Raw genomic sequence first — 18,235 nt, 5'->3', positions numbered from 1 at the left:
AAATATATACAAAAGCCAAAGAAAACGACTTCAAAAAAATTCAATATTCCAGAGAAGCGGTCGAAACACTCATAAAGCCTCCGCACAAAGAGGCGCCTCAAACAATGCTGGGGGGGTATCCTCCCTTGGAACATTGAGGCACTATGCAAGCCAAATCATCGATGGAGACTCCCCCATGACGGCCCCCCAGCAGGACGACAGCAGGAAACTGAAACTCCAGAAGATCCTGAACCTTCTGGCCAAGGGAACCTTGACCACCGTGGTGGTGGCCTTGATTCTGGTCACCTTCCTGCTGGCTGGTATTGACCGTATGGTGGCCCAGTTGGAACTCAAAACCTATGATCTTCGAGCCCAGATGCAATGGGGCGAAGTGACCAAGCGGCCCAGTCCCGATATTTTGATTTTACAGTTTGATGATTCCTCGCTCAACGTGCTGAACGATGAGTTCGGGGTGTGGCCATGGCCCCGGGATGTACATGCCCGCATGATCCACTTTTTGAACCGAACCGGGGTGCGCAGTCTCATCTATGACATTATGTTCGTGTCCCATCGCAAGGGCAGTGAGGATGCCGACCAGAAGCTGATAGACGCCTTTAAACATTACAACAATGTTTTCCTGAGCATGAACTTTGACAACGAGCTGTTGCAAAACCAGAAACTGGGCAAGGACATGACCCCCAAGGATATAGAAAACCTGCTCCCACTGGCAGTTGAAGTGCGATCCGAGCTGAATCAGGCTTCCGCCAACAACATGCTGAAGCTGGAGCGAAATGGACGCGACGGCACCGTTTTCTTTGATAACGACCATATGACCTTTAACCACTACCGCAGCATTATGGATGAACTGCTCCTGACCGGGCGCAACATCGGCATTATCAACCACGGGGCCGATTTTGACGGCGTCAGCCGAAGCAACCCGTTGTTATTTCGCTTCCAGTATCAACCCTTCATTCAAACCAGCCACAGGCCGTTGACACAAAAAGGCGGGCATTGGTACGACAGCCAGGGGAACCGGACGGATGCGGATGGTTACCTGTTCGCCAGGACGGAATACCTGCCGGTGGTCAAACTGAAGGAGGGGCACTACGAGGATCACAACCCCACCGAGCCCAAGGCGGTCGACGCGCAGGGGTATCTGGTGGACGACTACGGAAACCTGATCTACGCCCGGCAACCACACTATGAATATAAATACTTTCCATACCTGGGCTTACGGGCCGTTCTGGATTTAAAATTTCCCCATCAAAAACCGGTGCTGACCCTCACCAAGGATGGGCACCTCCAGTTTACCGACTACGACATCCCACTGGATGAGAGCGGGAACTTCCTGGTGAACTGGTATAACGTAAACATCCGGCGGGATGAGTACACCCAAACCCTTCGGGATCTAAAGGTCTACTACGCCTATTTGACTCAAACCATTGAAGAGACTGAGAAGCAACCCCAGAAGAACGCCAAGACCTCCGGGGAACTCCGCCAACTCAAACTCAAGCACCAAAAAACCGAATCGATCATCACGCTGCTGGAAGCGGCCCTGAACAGCAAATACGTTCCCCAGCCCTACAAAATGATCTCCGCCTGGGAAGTCATTCGCACCATGAAAAAAGAAGAGGCCGGACTGCCGCTGAATGAAGAGGATGAAGCCCTCAAAAAACTGCTTAAAAACAAAATTATTTTCGTAGGGGCCACCGCCGTAGGGGCCTATGACATCAAAAACACCTCTATCTATCCCACCATGCCCGGCGTGGTGCTGCAAGCCAACCTGTTTGACAACCTCTATCAAAACGACAAGCGGTATCTACAGCGGGTGCCTCCCTATGTCAACTTCTCCCTGACCCTGCTCATTTGTTTGCTAGCGGCATGGAGTTCTTTCAAAATGCGCTCACCGCTGGCTGGCGTACTGATCACAGCCAATATCTCGGTGCTGTACGTGCTGTTTACCATTGTCATGTATCAATCCCAACACCTGTGGGTCAACGTGGCCATGCCCATGTTGTGTCTGGTCATCACCATTACAGTCACCTTTATGCTCAAGTACTTTTTCCGCAACCAGGATTATGAAAAAACATACGCCCTGGCCACCACCGACAGCATGACCAACCTTTACAACCACCGCTTCTTTCAGGATCACATGCGCCGCTCCGTGGATCAGGCCAATCGTTTCAAGCACAAATTCTCACTGCTGTTAATTGATATCGACTTCTTCAAGAAGTTTAACGACACCTACGGACACCAGGCCGGGGATGAAGTGCTGCGACACGTGGCCCGAAAACTGAAAAAGAACGTGCGCAACGTAGATGTGGTGGCTCGCTACGGCGGCGAGGAAATGGCCATCATTCTGGATCGTGCCAACGAAGAGGAGGCTTTGGCCGTGGCGGAGAAAATCGTCAAATCCGTGGCGGAAGAGGCCTACGCCATTGCGGAAGGGGTGGCCAAGCACGTCACCATCAGTTGCGGGGTGGCCACCTATCCCACCCATGGCGAGGCACCCTCCGAACTCATCGAATTTGCCGATGGCGGACTGTACCGGGCCAAGGAGAACGGACGGAACCAGGTGGGCACCCAGTACAAAACGGAAAACGCTTGTATGACGTCAAAACCAGAAAATACAAATCCCACAGATGGCTATAGTGAATGCGTGCCAAGCGAGTACCCCTCACCGGACACAGCCCATTAAAACCGGAAAAAGTGCCTCCCCCGCAATAATGCCCTTCTCTAGCGTTTTAAACCAGGTAAACCTCCCTTCTCAACACGCTTATCACTGTTTGAGTGCAGCAAATTCAAAAAATTCACGATGGGTGGCTTTACCAGAAACAATGCCACAACTTGTCTCTGATCTGCACACAGCTTTAGAAACGTGTTGAGAAGGGATGCCTACCTTAAGCTAAAGTTTTTTAATACATGATCCGATAGATCATTGGATGACTCCGTAATGCGCCAATAATAACAGGAATGCCCCCACATGCGATGCAGCCCTCCCATGCTCCCTTCGACTGCACTGGGCTTCACCCTGGCCGAACTGTTGGTTTCTCTGGCTATTTTAGGGGTCATCGCCACCTTTGCCATTCCTAAACTTGTCAGTACTCAGCAGGCCGCCACCAACAAGGCCAGAGCTAAAGAAGTGGCCGCCATGATTACCGGCGCCTATCAAAAAGCGCAGCAGGACGGCATTGTTACCAGCAACACCAAATCCTCCGACTTGATACCTTACATAAATTACGTCGCGCAGATTACCGATGGTCGATTGATTGATTCCATCCGCGGGTTCACCTCCAGAACCTGCGATGCAGCTAATCCTTGTGTCTCTTTGCATGGCGGCGGTATCCTCTGGTTTCAGAATACTTACTGGTTTGGAGGCAGCAGCACACTCAATGTCATTGAGTTTGACTTTGACCCAGATGGAACTTACAGCGGCAGTTCCGCAGACAGTCCTGGCAAATCAGTTCAATTCACCCTTTATTACAATGGCCTTCTCACCACACGAGGACAGCCCAAACCCAATAGTTGTGATAATACCGGGTGTACCATCAATCCCGGTAACTTCGACCCATCCTGGTTCAACTGGAACTAGAGCAGCCGCCAAACCTGGATTCGGAGCAGGGACAAAAGCGATCTGCCGCCTTAATGTTTCGTATGTTTACAACATTGTTAATTTTCGTGTCTATTCAGGCAGCTGTTGACTCATCCATTTGGGGATTCTGATAATATATGAATAGTCTAACCATTCCTTTCTTTCTTACGTAAAATTCAAAAGGCCCTTTTTCCGTAGGGCCTTTTTTTTTGGCTTCTATTAGGAAAATGAAGCGCCTTCGGCAAAACGACAGAAAACGGCAAGTCCACAGGCAGGCCAGCCGCCAAAATCCAGAAGAGGTCTTTTTACGGAGCGTTCACCGGTCCAGGCGGCACCCAAACCCGCAATGACCGGGCTTGAGGCTTAGACGGCGTTGCCTCTCAGGCGGGTAAAGCCCTGGCGCCCTCTCCCGGTAAGTCTGCCCCGGGCTCTCCCAAGGGAATGCGGAAGCCAAAAGTACTCCCCACGCCCACTTCGCTTTTAACGAATACCTCACCGCCATGATGATTCTCAATGGCCACTTTCACCAGATGCAAGCCCAGCCCGGTGCCTTTCACCGTGTGGACCTTGTTTTCCACCCGATAAAACCGATCAAACAGATGGGGCAGATGCTCTTCCGCGATGCCACTGCCGGTATCCTGGACGGAGACTTCCAGGGCATCGCCAATCTCGGTGACTTCCGCCCGCACCCGGATGCGCCCACCCTCATCGGTGTATTTAATGGCGTTACTCAGCAGGTTGCGCAGCACCCGCTCAATGCTATCACTGTTAATGTACAACTTGGGCAGGCCGGATTCGATGGCCGTGCTGAGGGTAATCTTCTTCTGATCGGCCAACACCTTCACCGACTGCACGGTCAGGTTGATGACCGGCGTCATATCGGCCAGCTCCCGCTCCAGTACCACGGCCCCTTCATCCAGTCGGGAGAAGTCCAGAATATCGTTCACCAGCTTTTTCAGGCGATCCGTTTCCGTGTTGATGGTCTCGATAAACTCGTCGTAAGTTTCGGCGTCCAAATCTTTCCCGTGGTTGTAGATGGTATCCACGTAACTTTTGATGGTGGTCACCGGGGTGCGCAACTCGTGGGATACGTTGGAAATGAAGCTGGTTTTCATCTTATCCACTTCGGTTTCCTTGGTCACATCGTGCATAATCAGCACAAAGCCCAGCATGTCGCCCTCCGTATCCTGAATGGGAGAGAGCATGATCTTCAGTGTGGTACCCGGCACTTCCAGCTTATGGATAAACAAGGGGGGTAAGGGGGTTTGCTTGTCGGCCAGCACTTTTTCAAAGTCCGCGATGATGGGCTCAAAGCAGCGGGTTCCGCTCTCGGTCGTGTAGTCCTTTAAATTGCTGCCCAGGGCCCATTCGCTGGATTTATAGCCCAGCATATCGCAGGCGGCATCGTTGATAATGGCCACCTTGGCCTGCATATCGCACACCACCACCCCATCGGCGATACTGAGCAGAATGGCCTTGAGCTTGTTGCGCTCAAAGGTGATGGTTTCCAGATTCTGATCCTCATAGGCCCGCAAGCGCATGGACATATCGTTGAAAGATTCGGCCAGCGTTTTCAACTCGCCCCACAGGTCATGCTCCAGGATTTTATAGCCAAAATCTCCGGTGGAAAGGCGCTTAACCCCCCGCACAAAAGTGCGCAGGTGCTTGCTGAGAATATAAGTGTTGAGCGATACGGCCAGCACCGAAATAAACCAGGCGCTTAAAAAGACCCAGATAATAATATTACCCGTGGCGACTTTGATATCCCGGAGGGTTTTGCCGGTCAGCTTCACATGAACCGTGCCCACCTCTTCCGGCTCCATGTCATCGTGCAGCACCCGCCGCAGGGGGGCCACATAATCGGTCATAGTCTTGCTTTCAGCCACAGACAAGGGCTTGGCGCTTTTGTAAATCAGTCGTCCGCTTTTATCGTAAAACTCAATGGCCGCAATGTCCTCACTGCCCGCCACCATGTCATCGGCAAAACGTTTTACCCCAAATTCCGGATTGCTGGAGGAGAGCCGCTCCACCCCGCCCACGGAAACCACCTCGGTAATCATGTTGGCAAAGCGATCGTAGTTATCGGCCAGCGAATTGTTGTAGTTGGTGTAAATGCCAAAGGCCACAATTAAAAACGACACCGAAATACTGGTAATGACCAGTAATAAAATCTTGTTTTCCGAAGAGAAAACTTTAGCTTTCCACACGTCCACAGTTGCCTCGGCTTTGGATGTTGGGCTGGAAGCGCATTCGCGATCCCCATCACACCAGTATTTATTGTATCCTGTTCCGCCCAACAGGGGAACGGGTCAGCGGGACGGAGGCCCCCAGCGGATCCCCAAGGGACAGCGCAGCACAGCTTCTTCGGGCGCTTACTCCAGAATGCGCCCTTGCAGTAACTCCACGGCATGCTTTTTGGCCTCGCTCAAATCCGGATCGCCCGCCAGATTAAGCGTTTCGGTCGCCGAAGCGCGCGGGGAAACCGGGGCCAAATCAGGCCCATCCTCATCCAAAAAAGGGGGCGGATCCCCCATGTCCATGGGCGGCATGTCCTCATCCGCCGGGGGGCCAGCGTTCACGGAGGTAGAAGCTGGCAATGGCTGAGGCGGGGCGTTAAAATTCAGGGGGATGAGCGGGGTTTCCTCAACCTTGGGCATGGCCGGGGCAAAGGGAATGACCGGCTTCTCCGCTACGGCGGTGCCCGTGGGGGCGTTTGGCTCGGTCATACCGGCAGGCTCCGCCATGGCCACCGAGGAAACAACTGTGGCCGATGCAGAGACAGGGGCTGGGGTAGAAGACGATGCTTGCGAAGAGACAGGCGGGGCGAGAGCCGCCACCGGCTCCGGAGCCCCACTGGCTACCGGCACAGAGACCTCTGGAGAAAGAGGCTCGGAAACAGTCACAGAAGCACCGGCAGGCTTCTTTTTTTTCAGCACCAATTCCAAACGCATGGCCCGCCCAAAGGCTTTATCCACGGCCCGCTGCAAGTGGGCAATCTTCTCCGGCTTTTTGACCGTGTTTAAATGGGCTTCGCTCAGGCAGCCCACCACCAGCATGTCACCATCCTGACTGAGGGGAAAGGTTTGCTGCTGAATCAGGGAGCGGAACATCAGGCTGGGAATGGTAGCGCATGCCTGAGCATACAGGGCCTCTAGTGATCCACTGACCGGCGCTGGGACGGTAGTTACCGAAGCAACGGGAGCCGCTGAGGCCGCCGGGGCAGCAGTGACAGGAATTGGTTCCGACATTGCAGGAGCCGAAGGCGTAAGCACCGGCGCAACAGGAGCTGAAGCCATCGCCACTGGCGCAGGCTCTTTGGCAGGTGACGGGTTCCCTGTCGGTTTCGGAGGGAGGGCAGAGGTCACCGGAGCATGCCCAGCAGCAGGCCCGGGAGCAGACGCAGGCAATCCGCCCGCCAATTGGCTTTCCAAGCGGGACACTCGTTCGGCCAAGTCATGAACCAACTGAATCTCATAGCGGTAGGCCAGCTCAATCAAGCCCACTTCCAGCCACAACTGGGGCTGGGAACTCTGGCGCACGTTGCGCTCCACAGAGGAAAGCCGCCCGATAATCTGGGGAATTTCCTCCACCGCCGGGAACAAAGCCGCCTGCTGAGAAAGCTGATTAAAATAATCCGGCGGCAAGGATAACAGCTCGGGATCAGTGTTTCCCCCCGAGGCCTGCACCAGCAATAAATTTCGGAAATGCACGGTCAGATCTTTCAAGAGCTGAATGGGCTCAATGCCCCGGTTCAGCAGTTCATTCAGCTCGTGTAGCAAATCCGCGGCCCGACGCTCGGCAATGGCCCCACCCAGACGCAGCAGCAGATCTTCTTCCAGGTTGCCGATGAACAGGGCCACATCCTTGCGACCGATGACTTTATCCGTCTGGGCCCGGCTGAGGACAGACACCTGATCCAGCAAGCCCACGGCGTCTCGCAACCCGCCCCGGGCGTGACGCCCAATCATCAGCAAGGCCTCTTCATCAATGGCGATGGCTTCCTGCTGGGCGATATAGCGCAAGCGGGAGACGATGTTCTCGGTGGTAATACGGTTAAAATCAAAGCGCTGGCACCGGCTGATGATGGTGGGCAGCACCTTGTGGGCTTCCGTGGTGGCGAAAATAAAAATAACGTTGGCCGGAGGCTCTTCCAGGGTCTTCAGCAAGGCGTTAAACGCCGGAGTGGTCAGCATGTGGACTTCATCGATGATGTAGACCTTGAAGCGCCCGGTCATGGAGCTGTATTGACAGTTTTCAATCAGCTCCCGGGCATCACCGACCCCGTTGTTACTGGCGGCGTCGAATTCAATGACATCCAGGGCGTTGCCTTGGGCAATCCCCGTGCAGGAGGCGCATTGCAAACACGGGGAAACCGTGGGCCCCTGCTCACAGTTGAGAGATTTGGCGAAAATACGGGCGGTAGAAGTCTTTCCGGTTCCCCGTGGGCCGCAAAACAGGTAGGCGTGGGCCACTTTGTTCAGGTTAATAGCGTTACCCAACGTCTGGGAAATGGCCTCCTGTCCCACCAAATCGGCAAACAACTGGGGACGATACTTGCGATACAGGGGGATGTAAGTCTCTATGCGGGGTTGCGGACGACTATCCAGTTGATCGGTACTCATGGCCCTGCCTGATTCTCCTGCTTGGGAAGATAGCATCAGTGTACTGAATTTGCCCCCCGGAATAAAGAGCCCCTCCGTCACCACTCCCAGAATCGGCGCTCTGTCCGAATCGGCTCGCTAGGCCCAACGCCCTACCCCGTGCATCACCTGCCCGGTAACGTTCCGTAACGACTCCTCCCCGGGACGCCGGGCTCGCCATCGGGCAAGGCTCGCGGGCAGCTGATCCTGTGCGGACCGCATGCCCATGCGGATGACTTCCGTCCAGGTAGGAATAATCTGATGCCAGGGCATTTTGCCAATCACATCCAAAACCCAGTTGTTGGCCGCCGTACTGGCCTGTTGCAGGACCAAGGGATGCTGATAGGGTGATAAATAGTAGAGATAGCCGCTGTAATACCCGTAGAAGGAGGAATTACCGTTCTGGTTATGGGCGTGCAGGCCCGCAGGACGCCTCCCCGGATAGCCATGGCCGGGCAGGCTGCTTATGCCGGGTCGATACGGCGGCATCGTAGAAGCGCTCTGGCGGGGCGCATATGCCGTCCTGAACTGGCTGAACTGGGGCGGGTATGGTTGATGAACAGACATGGTATAAACCAATTGGGGGTGTCTGGAAGTGGGGAGGTCACCGTTTTTATTCAATAACATAAAACGCCTCCAGCCCAAAGCGTGCCCTGTTCCCTCGCGTTTTCCAGCGGCCAGATCCCTCAGAAACTCTCCAAGCAAATAAAAAAGCCATTTTTCGGGGGCAATACAGCCTTACGAAAAATGGCAAAAGCGCAAATGAAAGAAGAGTTTAATTAATTTTGAATTCTGAACCCAGCCTATTTAATTTCAAACCCAGCCTGTCTTGTATATTCCAGCCTTGTGATTGCATAAAAACAATCATTATTCAGCCTGGAACAGTTTATTACTATTTGTTTACAATCTGGCGACAAATGCCAGCCGACAGGCAAAAAAAACCTCTCCGAAAAAATCGAAGAGGCATTTAAACGCAAGAAACCAGTAGAGGAGGGAGGAGTGTGTGTGTTTGTGAGGGAGGGAGAGTGAGTCAAATTTGTAATTCCTGACCTACAAATATATAAAAACAATCTTTTGAAACGACGGAACGTATATTTAAGATATATTAAGCCCAATTTAATATATCCCGCTGTCAGGCAGGCCCCATCAAGCGCCAGAGGCAATTCTGCAATAACCCGATGCTAATTATCGAGGCCGTAATTCTCGCTGCCGCCCCCATCACCATTGCAATCAAACACATTGCGATGGGCCAATTTAACATGGCGCTTACTGACCTGGGTATAAATTTGCGTGGTGGAAATGTCGCTATGGCCCAGCAACTCCTGCACAACCCGCAGATCCGCCCCGTTCTCCAGCAAGTGGGTGGCAAAACTGTGTCGAAACGTGTGTGGCGATACCTCTCGCCCAATCAGGTACTTCAGGTCCCGCACCCGTTGCCATACTTCCCGGCGATTGAGCGGGGTTTTCCACAGGGAGCCCTTGCCCTCAAAACTCACCAACAATGGGTCTTCTCCCTGCAGGCCGGTTTCCCCCAGATATTGGCGCACAATCCCCAGCGAGACGTCCCCCAGCGGGATCAGTCGCTCCTTATCGCCCTTGCCCACCACCCGAATGTACCCGCCACCCAGATCGATGGATTTGACTCGCAGGGCCGTCAACTCGGAAACCCGCAGCCCGCAGGCGTACAGCAACTCCACAATTAACTTGTCCTGCAAGGTCAACTGATCGCAGGCCAGCAGGCGGCTGACTTCAGAAACACTCAGGACCCTGGGCAGCAACTTGCGCCGCTTGGGCAGTTCCAGCAAGGTCAACGGGTTATCCCGCAATACCCCTTTTATCTGCAACCATTCGTAAAAGCCCTTGATGCTGCTGATTTTTCTCAGGATAGAGGCCGTGGCGTTGTTTCGGGCTCGCAGTTCTCCCAGGTAGCGGTTCACCTCCCGCCGGGAGATGTGATACAGCTTGACCCGCTGACTGTCGTGATAGCTCAGGAACTCCAGAATATCCCGCTCGTAGGCTTCCAGCGTGTTGGTCGCATAGCCCCGCTCCGTGGATAAATGATCCAGATACTCCGATAACATCAAATACATAGGGCCACACCTTCTATCGGCGGCCCGCACAACCGCTGACCGCATTATTCATTGTATACGAACCGGCTTAGCCGAACCGGGTGAATGCGCCGGGTAAAGAACCGGGGGAATCCCAACTGACTCTGTGGCCTGATTGCCAGTCGCCACCAGCAGTCTGCCAGCCATGCCGCTTTGTGGTTGCTAGCGGGCAGCCCCGCCCCCGCTCACCAGCCGCTTGAAATCCTCGGGGCGGGTGGTCTTGGACAAGGCGTCCTCAAAGGTCACCAGCCCCTTCTGATACAGATCCTTCAAAGAGGTCTCCATGGTCTGCATCTGGTACTGGGCACCGGTTTGAATGGACGAGTAAATCTGGGCGGTTTTCCCTTCCCGAATCAGGTTGGCAATGGCCGGGGTAATCACCATAATCTCCAGGGCCATGACCCGACCGGATTTTTCTTTCAGCTCGTTCAGCTTGGGTAACAACGCTTGAGACAGAACCGCCACCAGACTGTTGGACAACTGCACCCGAATCTGCTGCTGCTGCTCCGGTGGAAACACGTCCACAATCCGGTCCACGGTTTGCATGGCGCTGGAAGTGTGCAGGGTTCCCATGACCAGGTGACCCGTTTCCGCGGCGGTCAGGGCCAGACGAATGGTTTCCAGATCCCGCATCTCCCCCACCAGAATCACGTCCGGATCTTCCCGCAAAGCGGCCCGCAAAGCGTTATCAAAGCTGCGGGTATCCTGACCCAGTTCCCGCTGGTGAATCACGCAGCGCTTGGAGGTGTGCAAAAATTCGATGGGGTCTTCCACGGTTAAAATGTGGTGGGGCTTGGTGCTGTTGATATGATCGATCATGGCCGCCAGCGTGGTGGATTTACCGGAACCGGTGGGCCCCGTCACCAGTACCAGCCCTTTGGGTCGCTCGGCGATTTCCTTGACCACCTGTGGTAAATTAAGTTGCTCAAACGTGGGCACATCGGCCCGAATGGTCCGCAAAGCCGCCGCGTAAGAGCCCCGGTCCTTGTACACGTTGACCCGGAAACGCCCCAGGCCGGACACCCCGTAGGAGCAGTCCAAATCCCAGTTTTGCTCCAGCACCCGGCGCTGTTCGTTGGTCAGCATGCTGAAAATCAGTCGTTGGCAATCCTCTTTGGAAAGTGGGGAAAACTCCATGCGCACCAGATTGCCATCAATCCGTAACACCGGCGGCAAACCGGCAGACAGGTGAAGGTCACTGGCTCCCCGTTCAAAAACCTGTACCAGTAATTCTTCCAGAATCATGCCTGAGCCTCGCTCCTCTTTCCCATCAGGGGGTTATTACTCTCGGTGGCCAAGCCCGCCAAACCGGGCCAAACAGCCAGGGGTTCTTATCCTATCAGGGCCTTGCGTTATCAGGGGCGTGCGTATCACGTTCCATCCATCTATCGATATCACTCTATCTGGCTGTATCGCCTGTGCCACACAGCCTGCTGCAAGGTGTGCCATGACCGGCATTTATGCTCTTCTAATTTGTGATCTTCTGATTAACGCTCTTCTCATTGTATCGAAATTCCAGGTAACGCTTTACACCAAACACGCCAGAGAAGCATAAATTCCCCCAAACGCATGAGCCTCCCAACCGGTTGCTTTGGGCGAACCGCTTCCCGCGACAGGCCGGAGGCCAGCCCGCCTGAAAATCACCGGTAGTGGCAATGGCCCAGTTTTCCGGGGAAACGCTTATAATAAGGTGATGATGAACGGGAAAGAGGCCAGTCAATCTCTGCTGCCAGAGAAAACCCTCCGCCTGATGCTGAGCATCGCCAGCACCATCCTGATGCTGGGCGGCTTGACCCTGTTAATCCAGTATTTCTACGCCATTACCGCATTAATGGGCAGCGTGTTGATTGTGACCTACATCCTGATTGGGCCAGTCAATGTATTGGAAAAAATCATTCTGGCCTGCTCCCAATGGGGCCATCAACAGCCCCTCTACCGCCTTCTGACCCAACGTTCCCCCGAGGCCAATCCCCGGATTCTGGCGGTTTTAATCGTCTACGCGGTTGTTCTCATCGGGCTCGCCCTGGGCGGCATTCGCTTTTTACCCATTCTGGCGGTTCAGTTGGGAGACCTGGGCCAGCGACTGGGCGTACAGGCCATGGAAGCCTCGGATTCGGCCATTGACTGGGTCGATCGCAATGTCGGTCAGGGCACCTTGCGCAGCGTCTTTAAAACAGACATTCAACAGGCAGAGCGACAAGGTATGGTAAAACACCACTCCGATGACGGCAAACCCGTTTCCGTGGAGGAGAAAACGGTCATCCAGCAAAGTGTGATTCAAAACGCCCTGTCCCAGCTGGAAAATTTTCTGATTTCGGCCATCCCCAACCTGATTGCCGTGGCCACCGGCACCGTGAATGGCCTCATCTATTTTATAGCCGGACTCATCCTGACCTTTTACTTCCTGATTGACGCCAAACGCATCAAGCAGGAGTTTTTGCGCATGCTGCCCCTGCACAGTCGCCCCACCATGGCCTATTTACTGGAAACCTTCCATCAGGTCATGTTCGCCTTCGTCAAAGGGCAAGTGCTACTGGGCATTTTAACCGGCGTTTACATGTTCCTGATTTACTCCATTTTCCATGTGCCCTACGCCTTTTTGCTGGGTTCCATTTTCGCCATCGCCGAACTGCTGCCCGTGGTGGGCACCTGGATTGGCATTGGTATTGGCCTCACGGTCATTCTGCTGAACATGGACCCGGCCACCGCCCTGTACGTATGGGCCTGCTCCTACGCTTACCAAACGGTGAAAGACAACATACTGGCCCCCAAAGTGGTGGGGGATGTCATGGGCCTGCATCCCATGGTCATTTTGCTGGCCCTGCTGATTTGCGCCCAGGTGGCCGGGCTGTTGGGCGTTTTACTGGCCCTGCCTCTGGCCAGCGCCCTGAATGTGATCATTCGCCTGTTACTGGAAAACGACGCCAAGGCGTCTCAAAGCGCAGGCCAAAACACTTCGGGAGGCGACGCGCATGTCCAAGCCCCCAGCGCCTGAGGCGTCGACTTCTGCCACCGGGCAGGCTGTCATCTTTTCTCCGTTGACCCGGTTGAACCTGTTTATACTGTGTCTGGTTTTTCTGGCCTATGTGGGCGTCTCACTGACCGAGCGACTGCCCGCCATTATCGCCATGTTGGCCGCTTCCCTGATACTGACCTATTTATTGCTCAGTCCCGTGCAATGGCTGGAAGCAACGCTCCAACGCCTTTTCAGCAAACAGAAAAAAATCCCGACGGGCATGGCCAAGGTGCTGGCCATCGCCCTGGTGTATCTGGTTGGCTTATCCCTGTTTGGCCTGACTGTCTTGCAAATTGCCACCCCCCTCTCCCTGCAGATCAAGGGCTTCGCCAGGGATATTCCCCAACACCTCAACAAGGCCAATCCGGAAACACTCTCCCCCGAGAATAGCACAGTAACGACCACAGTCATGCGAACGGAGCCTGCCACTCTCTCAGGCTCCACGGGCTGGGGAAGCCCTTTAAGGCAAGCCACCGCCCAAAGCTCCAAGGCTCGGATTTTATCGGGCACCCGCGCCCTGGTCACCCAAAAGTTCACCGGCATTTTCAAAAACTACGCCGCCAAACTGGGTCGCTATGTGCTGGATATTGGCACCACAGCCCTCAGCAGCATCATTTATATTTTAACCACCCTGGTATTAACCTTTTACTTGCTGCTGGATGGCAAAACCCTGCAACAGGGACTGATCAACCTGATGCCCAACCGGCACGAGGCCGCTGCCAAACAGTTCCTGACCCGGCTACACCGACAGTTCTACACCGTGGTTAAAGGGCAAGTGCTGATGAGCTTTTTATCCGGCGGCCTGATGTACGCCGCCCTGCTCATTCTGGGCGTGAAATACGCCTTGTTGCTGGGTGTTGTATTGGGCGGGGTTTCCATTCTGCCGGTCATTGGGCCCTGGCTGGGCCTCTTGCCCATTATCGCCGTGGTGGAAATGGGCGGCAACCCCATTGATATCCTGCCCGTGCTTTTGGTGGCGGGCTGCTTTTACCTGCTGAAAGCCTACTGGCTGTGGCCCAGGCTGGTCAGCCGCAAGTTTGATCTGCACCCCATCCTGTTTATTTTAACTTTTTTGATGTGTACCAAAATCATGGGCTTCTCGGGCATCTTTTTATCCTTCCCGATGGCCAGTGTGGTGGGGGTGTGGATGGACATCCAGAAAGCCCGGCACAGCAAGGCCTATCTCACCCGAAACCCTTAATTCCCCGTGTTGAGAGAGTCTATAGAACCCGCTTGCCCATAATCACGGCATGCTGAGCCCCGGTACAGGTGGGAATATTATTGGGAAGCCCCTCTAGATTGGCCCAGGCCAGCAAGGCAAAGGCCAGGGCCTCTTTATATTGATCGGGAATACCAAATTCAGCGTGTGCTTTCACCGTGATTACTTGCTGTTGCTCAGCGAATAACGCCCGTAAATTGTCCAGCAACACCGGATTAAATGAGCCGCCGCCGCCCACCACCGCTTCGGATATCGCGTAACGGGGAAACACAAAGCGTTCGTAGGCATCCGCAATGCTGGCCGCCGTAAACCGGTTCAGGGTGGCCAGCCAGTCCGCCGGGGCAATGGCCGGAAACTGAGTCAACAACTCCTGAAAATAGGGCGCTCCAAACAGCTCTCGTCCCGTGGTTTTGGGCGGATCTTGCGCCAAATAGGGATGATGGAGCAAATGGGCCAACAGCCCCGCCTGCACCTGACCGCTGGCGGCCACCGCCCCGTCGGCATCGTAGGCTTTGCCAAAAAAGTGTTCCATGGCCGCGTCCATCAACATGTTGCCGGGGCCGGTATCAAAGGCCATCACCGGTAACTGGGTTTGCTGCCAATCCGCCAGAGAAGGCACCACGGTGACGTTGGCGATGCCCCCGATATTCTGGATGCAGCGGCCCAGTGTTTCATGCTGAAACAGCCATTGATCGGCAAAACAGACCAAGGGCGCCCCATGACCACCGGCGGCCATATCCCGGGGACGAAAATCGGCAATGGTCAGCACGCCCGTTTTTTCCGCAATCAAGGACGGTTCCCCGATTTGCAGGGTGCCCCCCAACTGACCCGGCTGACCGGGCGGCCAATGGTACAGTGTTTGCCCGTGGGAACCAATGGCGTCAATCCCGGATGCTGGAATATCGTGCGCCTGCATCAGGGCCCAGGCGGTTTCCGCAAACAGGGTGCCCACATCCACGTTCAGCCGACAGAATTCTTCCAGATGAATCTGCTTGTCCCCCATGCAGCGCAGCAGACGATTCCGCAGATCGGCGGGCATGGGCTGGCTGTGAGTGGCCAAAATCTCATAGCGCAATTGACCGGACTCCAGAAAGAAGCGGGCCAGACAGGCATCCACCCCATCCACGGAGGTTCCCGACATCAACCCCATCACCGTTAGCGGAGGTGTCGTCCTATCCCCCTTTAACAAACAGGCGCTCCAATCCCCGCAGCACCTTGTACAAGCGGCGCTCCTGATGCTTAATCAACGGATCCACCAAAATGGTGAAAGCGCCCATGCGCTGCCCCACCCAAATATCGGTGAGGGGACGATCGCCCACCATGGCCACTTCCCGGGCGCTCAAGCCAATCATCTGAAGGGCCTTGCGAAACTGGGAACGTCGGGGCTTGGCCGCATGACTGATGACCGGGATATTCAACACCTTTTCGGCCAACTGGCAGTAGTCCGCTTTTTTGTTGTTGGACAGCACCAGACACTTGAAGCCTTCCGCCTGCAACAACACCAGCCAGCTTTCAATGCGTTGCTCCAAAGCGCCCGTATGCGGGGCCATAATGGTGTTATCCAAATCAAAAATGAACCCTTTGATGCCATTGGCCTTGAGCAGGGCCAGATCAATGGTGGTGATGTCCTGAACGATGAGAGACGGTTTAAGAAACAACGGCGGCCAACTCCTTACCTCGAATCATAGACCAGACCAAAGCGGCTTCATCCGCCTGCAAGTCAGACGGTACCGGAATGGTCACCACATGGTTGGTCTGGGCTTCCCGCACCGGGAACCCTTGTTGATCATATAACGCATCCAGCGTGAAGGAAACCATCCCCGAAGGCGTGATCCAGTCCACAGCGTCTCCCACCCGGAAGGGATTGCGGGCCTTAAAGCGCAAGCCGCCATCGGTCAACACCGATCCCGCTTCATCCGGCAAGGCCGTCCCCAGAAACATGGCCGTCTGGTGACTGCGAGAATCCTCATAGTTGTAGGCGTCCTTGTTGGGACGCCCATCAAAAAAGCCTTCTGTAAAGCCCCGGTTACCCGCCTGAGACAATTCCGATACCCAGCGATTGGTCAAACTCTCCGGGGCAGTGGCGTGTTGCTGGAAATAGTCAATGGCTTCCCGGTACACCCGACCGGCGGTGGCCACGTAATACACGCTCTTGGTGCGCCCTTCCACTTTAAAGGAGACAATGCCCGCATCCTGCAACTCCCGCAAATGCCGCACCAGGCACAAATCCTTGGAGTTCAGCATGTAAGAACCTTTTTCATCCTCCTCAAAAGTGTAGATATTGTTAGGCCGGGTGGTTTCCACCATCTGCATGCTTTTCAGGCCGCTTTCAGTCTCCTCGCACTTTCCGGCGTTATCAGAAGAAGCGCAACCACAAGCGCCCGTCTCGGATGAACCTGCCTCAGATAGGCCCGCATGCGGCTTGGGCGTTTCAAACTCCCACCGACAACTGTTGCCGCACATGCCCTTGTTGGAATTCTTGGTGTTATCGGTCAGATAATCGCTGATCACGCAGCGCCCGGAGTAGGCCACGCATAAAGAGCCGTGAATAAAGCACTCCAGCTCCAAATCGGGCAGTTTCTCATGGATTTCCACGATTTCCCGGTAAGGCACCTCCCGAGCCAGAATGACCCGCTCCACCCCCAGATCCTGCCAGAAAGCGCAGGCTTCCACATTGAGGGTGTTAGCTTGAGTACTCAGGTGCAAGGGCACCGATGGGGCGTATTTTCGGGCCAGCCGATACACGCCGGGATCGGTAAAAATAATGGCATCCGGGCGAATGCCCTCCAGCAGCTCCAAGTGAGGAATAATGCGCTTTAAATCGTGATTGGAGGGAAAAATATTAATGGTGGTGTAGGCCTTCACCCCCCGGGCCTGGGCATAGGAAACGTACTGCCCCAGATTTTGCGGGGTAAACTGCTCTCCCCGACCGGGGGTGCGCAAACTGGCCATGGGCAAGCCCAAATAGACCGCATCGGCCCCGTAGGCAATGGCGTACTTAAGTTTTTCAGGACTTCCGGCGGGTAGCAACAGTTCTGGCTTGGTGGATGCGCTTGCGGTCATGGTTCAGGGATCCCGGTTGGTGCATGGTGAGCATATCAAAAATCAGGACAGGGTTGAAGCACAGGCATTTTCCACCCACTGCTTGAGGGCCTCGTTCATGGCCCGATACCCTTGCCGTGATTCTGGCATATTCATAAAAGGCAGTAGCACGCCGGAAAATGTCTCTTTCTGGGTCAGGCGGGTTCGCTGGGTATTTTGTCCATCAGGCCCGTTATTTAAAGGCTCTAAAATAAACTGATGGACGCCGTTCAGCAACCAGCCAGCCCCGTAAACGCCACGCCAAACCAGCTTCTGTGACGGCTCCAGAGCCAGAATGGTGGTTTTAAAGCGCACCCGCTTCTCTTTGGAAACCACGACCCACTCCTCCAGAACCGCGCCCACAGACGCCTTCCCGTTGAGCTGGATGATAAAGGGATTCCAATCCGGGTAGCGCTCAAAATCCAGCAAGGCCTGCCAAACCTGCGGAGGGGCCGCATTAATTTCCACCGATTCGTTAATATGTTCCATCCCCAACCTCCCCTGCATCTGTCTGTCTATTGTAACCAGAGGCCCCGGCAAGCAAAAGCCCCCGGACAACACCGGAGGCTTTTGGATTGCTGCTGTGCTTGTGGCTGGAAG

Annotated in this window: 13 protein-coding genes; 4 read left to right on the top strand and 9 right to left on the bottom strand. The window is 54.7% G+C overall.

Annotation, left to right across the window (positions count from 1 at the left end):
• Positions 1-175: 175 nt before the first annotated feature.
• Positions 176-2,677 (top strand): diguanylate cyclase, encoded by a 2,502-nt coding sequence (locus DF283_RS02565; protein WP_303673146.1) that lies wholly within the window; start codon positions 176-178, stop codon positions 2,675-2,677.
• Between the two features lie 285 nt (positions 2,678-2,962).
• Positions 2,963-3,571: a pilus assembly FimT family protein gene (locus DF283_RS02560; RefSeq protein WP_303673145.1), complete on the top strand. Its 609-nt coding sequence runs from the start codon at positions 2,963-2,965 to the stop codon at positions 3,569-3,571.
• Positions 3,572-3,951: 380 nt separating this feature from the next.
• Here the strand turns inward: DF283_RS02560 and DF283_RS02555 are convergent, their stop codons facing one another.
• The 5 genes from DF283_RS02555 to DF283_RS02535 all read right to left on the bottom strand — a co-directional run bounded on the left by DF283_RS02555 (position 3,952) and on the right by DF283_RS02535 (position 11,564).
• A complete protein-coding gene (locus DF283_RS02555; RefSeq protein ID WP_303673144.1) occupies positions 3,952-5,778 on the bottom strand; it encodes an ATP-binding protein in 1,827 nt (608 codons plus the stop codon).
• 165 nt (positions 5,779-5,943) lie between these two features.
• Positions 5,944-8,193, bottom strand: coding sequence for a DNA polymerase III subunit gamma/tau (gene dnaX, locus DF283_RS02550; RefSeq protein ID WP_303673143.1), 2,250 nt, complete (start codon positions 8,191-8,193; stop codon positions 5,944-5,946).
• A 117-nt stretch (positions 8,194-8,310) separates the two neighbouring features.
• Complete coding sequence (locus DF283_RS02545) at positions 8,311-8,838, bottom strand: hypothetical protein (protein WP_303673142.1); 528 nt, start codon at positions 8,836-8,838, stop codon at positions 8,311-8,313.
• A 554-nt stretch (positions 8,839-9,392) separates the two neighbouring features.
• Positions 9,393-10,301, bottom strand: a complete 909-nt coding sequence (xerA, locus tag DF283_RS02540) for a site-specific tyrosine recombinase/integron integrase (RefSeq protein WP_443082983.1) — start codon at positions 10,299-10,301, stop codon at positions 9,393-9,395.
• A 180-nt stretch (positions 10,302-10,481) separates the two neighbouring features.
• Positions 10,482-11,564, bottom strand: a complete 1,083-nt coding sequence (locus DF283_RS02535) for a type IV pilus twitching motility protein PilT (protein ID WP_303673141.1) — start codon at positions 11,562-11,564, stop codon at positions 10,482-10,484.
• 448 nt (positions 11,565-12,012) lie between these two features.
• On the opposite strand from DF283_RS02535, the gene DF283_RS02530 reads away from it, so the two are divergent.
• Both DF283_RS02530 and DF283_RS02525 read left to right on the top strand, forming a co-directional pair.
• The gene (locus DF283_RS02530; RefSeq protein WP_303673140.1) at positions 12,013-13,314 is read left to right on the top strand and encodes an AI-2E family transporter; all 1,302 of its coding nucleotides are present in this window, start codon (positions 12,013-12,015) and stop codon (positions 13,312-13,314) included.
• On the top strand, positions 13,292-14,536 hold the full coding sequence (locus DF283_RS02525) for an AI-2E family transporter (RefSeq protein WP_303673139.1): 1,245 nt from the start codon (positions 13,292-13,294) through the stop codon (positions 14,534-14,536). Before DF283_RS02530 ends, DF283_RS02525 begins: the two co-directional genes overlap by 23 nt.
• Positions 14,537-14,555: 19 nt before the next feature.
• Here DF283_RS02525 and DF283_RS02520 read toward each other — a convergent pair whose 3' ends face one another.
• Genes DF283_RS02520 through DF283_RS02505 form a run of 4 tightly spaced genes read right to left on the bottom strand, consistent with a single transcriptional unit; the run spans position 14,556 to position 18,124 of the window.
• Positions 14,556-15,704, bottom strand: a complete 1,149-nt coding sequence (locus DF283_RS02520; protein ID WP_303673536.1) for an anhydro-N-acetylmuramic acid kinase — start codon at positions 15,702-15,704, stop codon at positions 14,556-14,558.
• A gap of 22 nt (positions 15,705-15,726) precedes the next feature.
• Complete coding sequence (locus DF283_RS02515; RefSeq protein WP_303673138.1) at positions 15,727-16,212, bottom strand: YqeG family HAD IIIA-type phosphatase; 486 nt, start codon at positions 16,210-16,212, stop codon at positions 15,727-15,729.
• Positions 16,202-17,617 carry a peptidase U32 family protein gene (locus tag DF283_RS02510; RefSeq protein WP_303673137.1) on the bottom strand — a complete coding sequence of 472 codons (1,416 nt, stop codon included), beginning with the start codon at positions 17,615-17,617 and terminating at the stop codon, positions 16,202-16,204. The genes DF283_RS02515 and DF283_RS02510 overlap by 11 nt, the downstream gene beginning before the upstream one ends.
• 42 nt (positions 17,618-17,659) lie before the next feature.
• Positions 17,660-18,124 carry an SRPBCC domain-containing protein gene (locus tag DF283_RS02505; RefSeq protein WP_303673136.1) on the bottom strand — a complete coding sequence of 155 codons (465 nt, stop codon included), beginning with the start codon at positions 18,122-18,124 and terminating at the stop codon, positions 17,660-17,662.
• Positions 18,125-18,235 lie beyond the last annotated feature (111 nt).

This window comes from Vampirovibrio chlorellavorus, from assembly GCF_003149375.1.
GTDB classification, from domain to species: domain Bacteria; phylum Cyanobacteriota; class Vampirovibrionia; order Vampirovibrionales; family Vampirovibrionaceae; genus Vampirovibrio; species Vampirovibrio chlorellavorus_B.
The sequence above is the reverse complement of the archived record's forward strand: the minus strand, read 5'-3'. Positions and strand labels throughout refer to the sequence as shown.

Excerpts from the sequence above, each read along its gene's own strand:
- DF283_RS02565 (WP_303673146.1), top strand. The coding sequence starts at position 176 with ATGACGGCCCCCCAGCAGGACGACAGCAGGAAACTGAAACTCCAGAAG.
- DF283_RS02560 (WP_303673145.1), top strand. The coding sequence starts at position 2,963 with ATGCGATGCAGCCCTCCCATGCTCCCTTCGACTGCACTGGGCTTCACC.
- dnaX (WP_303673143.1), bottom strand. The coding sequence starts at position 8,193 with ATGAGTACCGATCAACTGGATAGTCGTCCGCAACCCCGCATAGAGACT.
- DF283_RS02545 (WP_303673142.1), bottom strand. The coding sequence starts at position 8,838 with ATGTTATTGAATAAAAACGGTGACCTCCCCACTTCCAGACACCCCCAA.
- xerA (WP_443082983.1), bottom strand. The coding sequence starts at position 10,301 with ATGTATTTGATGTTATCGGAGTATCTGGATCATTTATCCACGGAGCGG.
- DF283_RS02535 (WP_303673141.1), bottom strand. The coding sequence starts at position 11,564 with ATGATTCTGGAAGAATTACTGGTACAGGTTTTTGAACGGGGAGCCAGT.
- DF283_RS02530 (WP_303673140.1), top strand. The coding sequence starts at position 12,013 with ATGATGAACGGGAAAGAGGCCAGTCAATCTCTGCTGCCAGAGAAAACC.
- DF283_RS02525 (WP_303673139.1), top strand. The coding sequence starts at position 13,292 with ATGTCCAAGCCCCCAGCGCCTGAGGCGTCGACTTCTGCCACCGGGCAG.
- DF283_RS02520 (WP_303673536.1), bottom strand. The coding sequence starts at position 15,704 with ATGGGGTTGATGTCGGGAACCTCCGTGGATGGGGTGGATGCCTGTCTG.
- DF283_RS02510 (WP_303673137.1), bottom strand. The coding sequence starts at position 17,617 with ATGACCGCAAGCGCATCCACCAAGCCAGAACTGTTGCTACCCGCCGGA.
- DF283_RS02505 (WP_303673136.1), bottom strand. The coding sequence starts at position 18,124 with ATGGAACATATTAACGAATCGGTGGAAATTAATGCGGCCCCTCCGCAG.